The sequence below is a fragment of the uncultured Virgibacillus sp. genome, from assembly GCF_947495635.1.
Classification (GTDB): domain Bacteria; phylum Bacillota; class Bacilli; order Bacillales; family Amphibacillaceae; genus Virgibacillus; species Virgibacillus salarius.
In genome coordinates, this window is the sequence record NZ_CANMAB010000151.1 from 1 (window position 1) to 6,522 (window position 6,522).

Consider the following 6,522-nt stretch of genomic DNA (forward strand, 5'->3'; position numbering starts at 1 on the left):
AAGCCTAAATTATAACAAAAAAGATTCCAGCTATCATTTTTTGATAACTGGAATCTTTTTTAACTTCATAAGGGCTAATTATGTCCCAGCCCCTTTTTTTAATAGTTTAGGAAATTAAAAAATTAGCCCATGTAGATAAATAGGGATGCGTTGAGCCGCTTCCGGCTTCAGCGCCCAGAAACGATACGACTTCACGAATCGCCCTACAGTCATCATCGGCTCGCAAACTCACCGTGATTCCTTTAACTCCGTTGACTTGCACCAGTCGCTACGTTTCTAATCGGACGCTTGCGCTTTTGTTCTTGGTTTTAATCGTAGTTGCCTTGCATATCTTAAAGAAACTTGTTTTTCTTCTGTTTCTGTCATTGTGATTCTTTTTTCTTGAAATGAAAATCCGCTGGCTTCATAAAGGGAGTGCCGTATATGTTTCCCTCTTGTACAGATAGTGGCTATAGCTTTGTATGACCTATCCTTAGTTTTACAATAGATATATTCACGTATGATCCCGCATTTTATAATATATAATATTCACTCCCCCTCATAATTCAAAAAAATAAGTGATAATAGCATTTAAGAGAAATTCTTAATCGAATAGATACAATTAAAAAAGGGATAATTGACCCTAAAGTGGTCTCATTATCCCTATATCAAATATGTGTTCTCATAAGTAATGCCTTTTAAGACTCCATGTCTATTGTATTTCGTCTTTTACTTTGCTGAATAATGTAGTAGGCCAAAGTGGCAAGCCCATAAATACCCTCCAAATGATTCCTTTTAGTAAATTCATTTCCATCTGTGTCCTTCTTCACTTTCATGACAGCATCTACTAGCGAAGAGGATGCGTAATTGGCTGCCCTTGTTGCATCGCCCACTAACTGAAATATGGGAGTTAATTCTTTAACTTGTTGATTTACTTCATGAAGCGTGTCATTCCCTGATCGTAGGGCTTCAGTAGCTTGAGAAGTAAGCTCTTCCATTTGTTGAGGAAGACCACTAGTTGTTTTCTGTAAATTATTTAATATCCCAGCAAGTTTATTAAGTGGTTTAATTAAAATAACTACAAGTATGAAAAGTGCTATTCCAATAATAACAACACCAATACCTAACCAATCCATTTTTTCTACCCCTTTCATGAAAATACATACAGCTTGCACCGATTTAGTTCAGTGCTACAAATTGGGTGTTTTGATATTTTCTTATGTATTTCTTTAATATACCACGAAACCATAAAAAGTAAACGGTGGATCATAGGATGTAATAGCATATTTTACCGGTATGTCCCATAAAATAGAAAAGCATAAAAAAAGGGGACGAGGGTCATGAAACATATTATGAAGATAGTCATATGGGGATTAGGTGCACTATTATTACTATTTCTTATTCAATTTCCGATTCAGAAAAATGAGTCCTCGTGGGTAGGCTCATCATGGTCGTTACCGCTATCTGGAAAAACGATTGTTATTGATCCAGGACATGGCGGACCAGATGGGGGGGCAGTAGGTAAGGATGATACGCTAGAGAAGGATATTTCCTTAGAAGTGTCTAAAAAACTGCAAAAGTACTTGCAACAATCTGGAGCATTGGTTTATCTAACACGTGAAGAAGATAAAGACCTAGCTGCGGAAGATACCAAAGGACTAGCAAGAAGAAAATCAGAGGATATTCGAAAGAGGCTAGCGTTTATAAAGGATAAAGAAGCAGACTTTTTTATTACGATGCACTTAAATGCATTGCCATCCTCTCGCTGGAGCGGAGCGCAAACATTTTATTTTCCGGGCATGGATGAGAATAAGCATTTAGCCAAAATGATTCAGTCTGAGATTATTCGCAATTTAGAAAACACGAACCGTACACCATTACCTATTAACAGCGTATATTTGTTAAAGCATGCCGAAGTTCCAGGGGCTTTGGTAGAAATAGGTTTTCTATCTAATGAGCGAGAGCTGGAATTGTTGAAGGATAGGAACTATCAACTAAAAATGGCAGCGAGTATCTATGAAGGTATTCTAAGGTATGCCACAGAAGATATGAAAGAAGAAAAGGATAACTAGCTAAGAAAACGATTACTATCCCTTTTATTACACAGCATATTACTTAGAATTTCTATGTTTTATGTTATACTAGCCTTGAATGAAATAACAATAAGGGCAGACAGTTTAAAAGGGATGGTGATTTATTGTGTTAACAAAAGATGAAGTTATACAACTGCTTAACCCTGTTAAAGATCCGTTTTTACATATAACGCTTGAGAAAACAGAAGGCGTAAAGGAAGTGACTATTAAGGAAGATAAGAAGCATATCAGTGTTAAAATTGGTATTGCTAAAACGAATACAGCTGAGCAGATGCAGCTTCAACAGGAAATTGTAGGCATTCTAAAGAAACATGGAGCTGTAACGGTTGGCTTGCGTTTCGAACAGTTACCAGACGATATCATTAAGAAGTATCAGCCATCAGTTGAAGCAGAGCAAGAGGCTGCTTTAATGGGTGGTCATAAAAATACGAAATTCATTGCTGTTTCAAGTGGTAAAGGTGGCGTTGGTAAGTCTACTGTAACCGTTAACTTAGCAATTTCTTTAATGCGCTTAGGGAAAAAGGTAGGAATTATCGATGCTGATATTTATGGGTTTAGTGTTCCAGATATGATGGGAGTAGAGGAGCGCCCGGCTGTACGTGGTGAGAAGATTATTCCGGTAGAACGATTCGGTGTAAAAGTAATTTCCATGGGCTTCTTTGTTGAGGATAACTCACCAATTATTTGGCGCGGACCAATGCTCGGTAAAATGTTGAACAGTTTTTTTAAAGAGGTAGAATGGGGCGATTTAGATTATTTACTACTTGATTTACCACCGGGGACTGGTGACATTGCTATGGATGTTCATGAATTGCTTCCAACCTGTAAAGAAGTAATTGTTACTACACCTCATCCAACAGCGGCCTTTGTTGCTGCCCGTGCAGGACAAATGGCGTTGAAGACAGATCATGAAATTCTTGGTGTCGTTGAGAATATGGCCTATTTTGAAAGTAAGGCTACTGGTGAAAAAGAATATGTATTCGGTCAAGGTGGAGGTAAAAAGCTTGCTGAAGTGCTTAAAACAAAAGTACTTGGTCAATTGCCATTACAGCAGCCTTATGAGGAAGAAGATGAATTTGCTCCTTCCATTTACCAGCAGGATCATCCGAATGGACAAGCATATCACAAAATAGCTTCAAAAATTGTTGCGATGCTGGAAGAATAGTACGGCATAACCAGAAATCAATAGTAATTCAAGGCATGGTTATAATAATAATGAAAAAGCGGTCGCTTTGGCGTCCGCTTTTTAATATCTGCAATGCTGCTTGTTTAATCTAAATAAAGAAAGTGCTACAATGTGTGGCTATTGTCCCCCGCCAGATCCGCCACCGCTTTCGCTTCCTTGTTCTTCTTGGTTGCCTTCTTCACTTCCGCCTCCGCCTTTTTGTTGCTGGCCTTTGCTTTGTTTTTCAGCAGCCTTCAACAATGTTTCCTGCATTTTTTCTTGGAATAGTGGAGTTTCTAATGTTTGTTGAATGGTTTCTTCTAAGTGAGCGCGGAATTGTTGACTTTTTACTACTTCTAGCATCTGTTCTGTCATCTCTGGGTTTTGTAACAGCTCGAGCATTTGTTTCTGATAGTCTGCATCATTCATTAAGCTTTTAATCAGCTTTATATGTTCATCTTTCATCGATTTTGTATATTCTTTTACAAAATCCGTATCCTGAAAAAGCTTTGTCCACATTTCTTTCCCTTTTTCAGAAACAAGGGCCTCATTAATGGATTTTTTCACTACATCAGATTCCATGACTAGCTCTTGTTTCATGGTATCATCTGTCATAATTTCTCGTAGTGCTTTTTTACCATCTTCAGTCTGTAATATATCAACAACCATTTTTTTGGTTGTGTCATACTGTCCTTCCTTTTCAGAGGCATTTCCGCCGTTACAGCCACTAATCAAGATGACAGATATCATGATAACGGCTAAATAAATGGATCGAATCATTAGGAAATCCTCCTTCCTCTTCTTACTTAATATGAGTGACAGAAATGAAAAATATTCGCTTTAGGAAGGAAAAAAGTGTCCCTTCATGATAAAATACCTTTAAACAGCTTAAAATAGAGACAGTTAATTATTGGTCATTTTACATAGTGGTAGGAGGAAGCAGTTTTGAATAGTCGAAAATTGGTGCATTTCTTTTTTAAAACATTGTTCATAGGTGGGTTAGCTGGATTGTTAACCAGTTTTTTTGTAAAAGCTGAAGATTATGCAGCAAACCTTCAACCGTTTAACGTAATGGAATTATTTGGCTTAGTTATTTTCTTTATAGGTATTGGTTTAGTGTTTAGTGTTATAAGTCAAACTGGTTTTTTCGCATATTTATTTATTAATCGATTTGGGTTAGGAATGTTTCGGTCTTTCTGGTCAACCGTTCAAGTTCTGCTTATAGCATTTGTTATATTTGATTTAGTTTACTTTCCTTATCAAGCTACAGATGGTGAGGTAGCTATTTATTGGTTTATCTTGATGGCTGTTGCCATTTTGGCATACGGTTGGATTGTCGCGAAGATTAAAGCAAAAGAAACGAATCGACAGGCTTTTATTCCAGCTCTATTTTTAATGGTCGTTATTACAACAGTTGAATGGGTACCTGGGCTTCGAACAGAAGGTACAGATTATGCTTGGCTTATGATTATTCCTTTACTTGCATGTAATACATATCAGCTATTAGCACTACATCGAATAAATAATAGTGACTCTGTAAAGGCTTCAACGGAAGCAAACAGATCAAGTCAGAAGAAGCATGTGAACCCAAAGAAAGCATAAATCAAAAGCGCCGGTATATGATGCATACCGGCGTTTTAAAGCGTTACATATAGAAGTGAAAAGATTTTCAGCCAATGGCTTAATCCACTAATTTTGGTTCAGCATGTGCCTGATTAATTAATTCAGTAATTGAAACAAAGGTGAAGCCCTTGTTTTTTAGCCCTGGGAGAATCGTCTTCAACGCACTTGCCGTTTGTTTTGCAGAATCTGATGCATGGAATAGCAAGATATCTCCGTTAGTAGTTTTCTTCATTACGGTATCAACAATAGAATCAGTCCCAGGATTTTTCCAGTCATTAGGATTGACATTCCAATGAATCACTTTATAATCCATGTTTTCAGCTACTTCAATGATCTCTTTATTAAAATGGCCACTCGGTGGGCGTAATAAATTTACATCATCGTAACCTAATTTATCAAAGGCTTCTCTCGCCTTTTTTAAATCTCTCTGTACTTCCTCTATATCTTGATCAAGATAACTTTTGTAACGATAACCTAATATTCCTAGGTCGTGCTTGCCTTCTGTTATCTTTTTTAAAATATCTGGATGTCTTTCAGCCCACTCACCGCTTACAAAAAAGGTAGCTTGTACATTCTTTTCTTCAAGGGTTTTTAATATATCATATACTCTTTCCTCTCCCCAGCTAATATTAAATGTCAAAGCAATATCACTTTCGTTTGCATTGCCTTTCGTTAGTGCAGTTGGTTCTTTATTAGAGAATACAGAAAAACTTCCATTTCTTTCAAACCAAATAAACGTAGCAGTAAATAAGGCAAATAAAATCACAACAAGCCAGCGTTTCCATCTATTAAATCGCCATACATAGAAATGTTCCATTCTACCGCTCCTTATAACTTGTCCTTTATAAAAAGCTATGCTGAGAAGAATGAAATAAGAACAAGTAATGAAAAAAACTTAGTAAAATTGTTCTGTTTTACGGATGTAAATCTGATTTTTTTGGGAATAGTATGCAGTAGAAGGAATTTTCTCGTAAGAAAAGGGAACAACCGACAAAATTCAACCATTTCTGCGAATAAATCTGATATAACTGTTTTTTTAAAAGGTAAAGATAACCTGAATTGAAATATGAGGTGAACGCATTGTTAGGATTGTTAATCAATGAGATAGAACAAAAAGAAGTAGAATACTTATTAAGAAGAGAATTGGAAGAGTTGCTAATGGATCTAGAAGATCATCGAATTGATCATATGGTTAAACGAGCAATGAAGGAAAGATACAATATCCTATTTCAATTATTTCGGAGAGTAGCTAACGAAAATGAGTGCTTGAAATATATGCCGAAACGCAGTGAGAATCAATAAAAAATTAAAAGAATCTCCATAGGTATTTCATAGTATTGGGGGTTCTTTTACTTTCTAACAGAAGAAAGACTCTTTAAATTTATTGAACTTAAATAAACTTTTTTTAAATAAACTATTGAAGTCCAGACGTTTATATGCTATATTATTTTTTGTTGTCAACAAATGACGCAACACATTATAAAATAGTTTTCATCAAAAAATATTTTAAAAAACATGTTGACAATCACTTGGAATCATGATAAATTATATCTTGTCGCAAAAAACGACAAAACATTAAAATTGATCTTTGAAAACTGAACAAAACAACCAGTATGTCAAGAGAAAAACATGCAACTGTTTTTTCTTAAAAATAACCAGAAG

The 6,522-nt window shown here is 35.9% G+C and carries 7 protein-coding genes; 4 read left to right on the forward strand and 3 right to left on the reverse strand.

Annotation, left to right across the window (positions count from 1 at the left end; all coding sequences use genetic code 11):
* Positions 1–677: 677 nt before the first annotated feature.
* The gene (locus tag Q1A47_RS19590) at positions 678–1,115 is read right to left on the reverse strand and encodes a DUF948 domain-containing protein (protein ID WP_166531021.1); all 438 of its coding nucleotides are present in this window, start codon (positions 1,113–1,115) and stop codon (positions 678–680) included.
* Between the two features lie 204 nt (positions 1,116–1,319).
* Between Q1A47_RS19590 and cwlD the strand changes: the two genes are divergently transcribed.
* Together cwlD and Q1A47_RS19600 are read left to right on the forward strand one after the other, a co-directional pair.
* Positions 1,320–2,051: an N-acetylmuramoyl-L-alanine amidase CwlD gene (gene cwlD, locus Q1A47_RS19595; protein ID WP_166531020.1), complete on the forward strand. Its 732-nt coding sequence runs from the start codon at positions 1,320–1,322 to the stop codon at positions 2,049–2,051.
* 127 nt (positions 2,052–2,178) lie between these two features.
* Positions 2,179–3,237, forward strand: coding sequence for an Mrp/NBP35 family ATP-binding protein (locus Q1A47_RS19600; RefSeq protein WP_166531019.1), 1,059 nt, complete (start codon positions 2,179–2,181; stop codon positions 3,235–3,237).
* Between the two features lie 138 nt (positions 3,238–3,375).
* Here the strand turns inward: Q1A47_RS19600 and gerD are convergent, their stop codons facing one another.
* Entirely contained in the window at positions 3,376–4,017 is a 642-nt protein-coding gene (gene gerD / locus Q1A47_RS19605) for a spore germination lipoprotein GerD (protein ID WP_026682800.1), read from the reverse strand.
* A gap of 165 nt (positions 4,018–4,182) precedes the next feature.
* Between gerD and Q1A47_RS19610 the strand changes: the two genes are divergently transcribed.
* Positions 4,183–4,839: a KinB-signaling pathway activation protein gene (locus tag Q1A47_RS19610; RefSeq protein ID WP_026682801.1), complete on the forward strand. Its 657-nt coding sequence runs from the start codon at positions 4,183–4,185 to the stop codon at positions 4,837–4,839.
* Between the two features lie 79 nt (positions 4,840–4,918).
* Here Q1A47_RS19610 and pdaB read toward each other — a convergent pair whose 3' ends face one another.
* Positions 4,919–5,677 (reverse strand): polysaccharide deacetylase family sporulation protein PdaB, encoded by a 759-nt coding sequence (pdaB, locus tag Q1A47_RS19615; RefSeq protein WP_166531018.1) that lies wholly within the window; start codon positions 5,675–5,677, stop codon positions 4,919–4,921.
* Positions 5,678–5,940: 263 nt separating this feature from the next.
* On the opposite strand from pdaB, the gene Q1A47_RS19620 reads away from it, so the two are divergent.
* Positions 5,941–6,162 (forward strand): hypothetical protein, encoded by a 222-nt coding sequence (locus tag Q1A47_RS19620; protein WP_026682803.1) that lies wholly within the window; start codon positions 5,941–5,943, stop codon positions 6,160–6,162.
* Positions 6,163–6,522: the final 360 nt, after the last annotated feature.

Excerpts from the sequence above, each read along its gene's own strand:
- Q1A47_RS19590 (WP_166531021.1), bottom strand. The coding sequence starts at position 1,115 with ATGGATTGGTTAGGTATTGGTGTTGTTATTATTGGAATAGCACTTTTC.
- cwlD (WP_166531020.1), top strand. The coding sequence starts at position 1,320 with ATGAAACATATTATGAAGATAGTCATATGGGGATTAGGTGCACTATTA.
- gerD (WP_026682800.1), bottom strand. The coding sequence starts at position 4,017 with ATGATTCGATCCATTTATTTAGCCGTTATCATGATATCTGTCATCTTG.
- pdaB (WP_166531018.1), bottom strand. The coding sequence starts at position 5,677 with ATGGAACATTTCTATGTATGGCGATTTAATAGATGGAAACGCTGGCTT.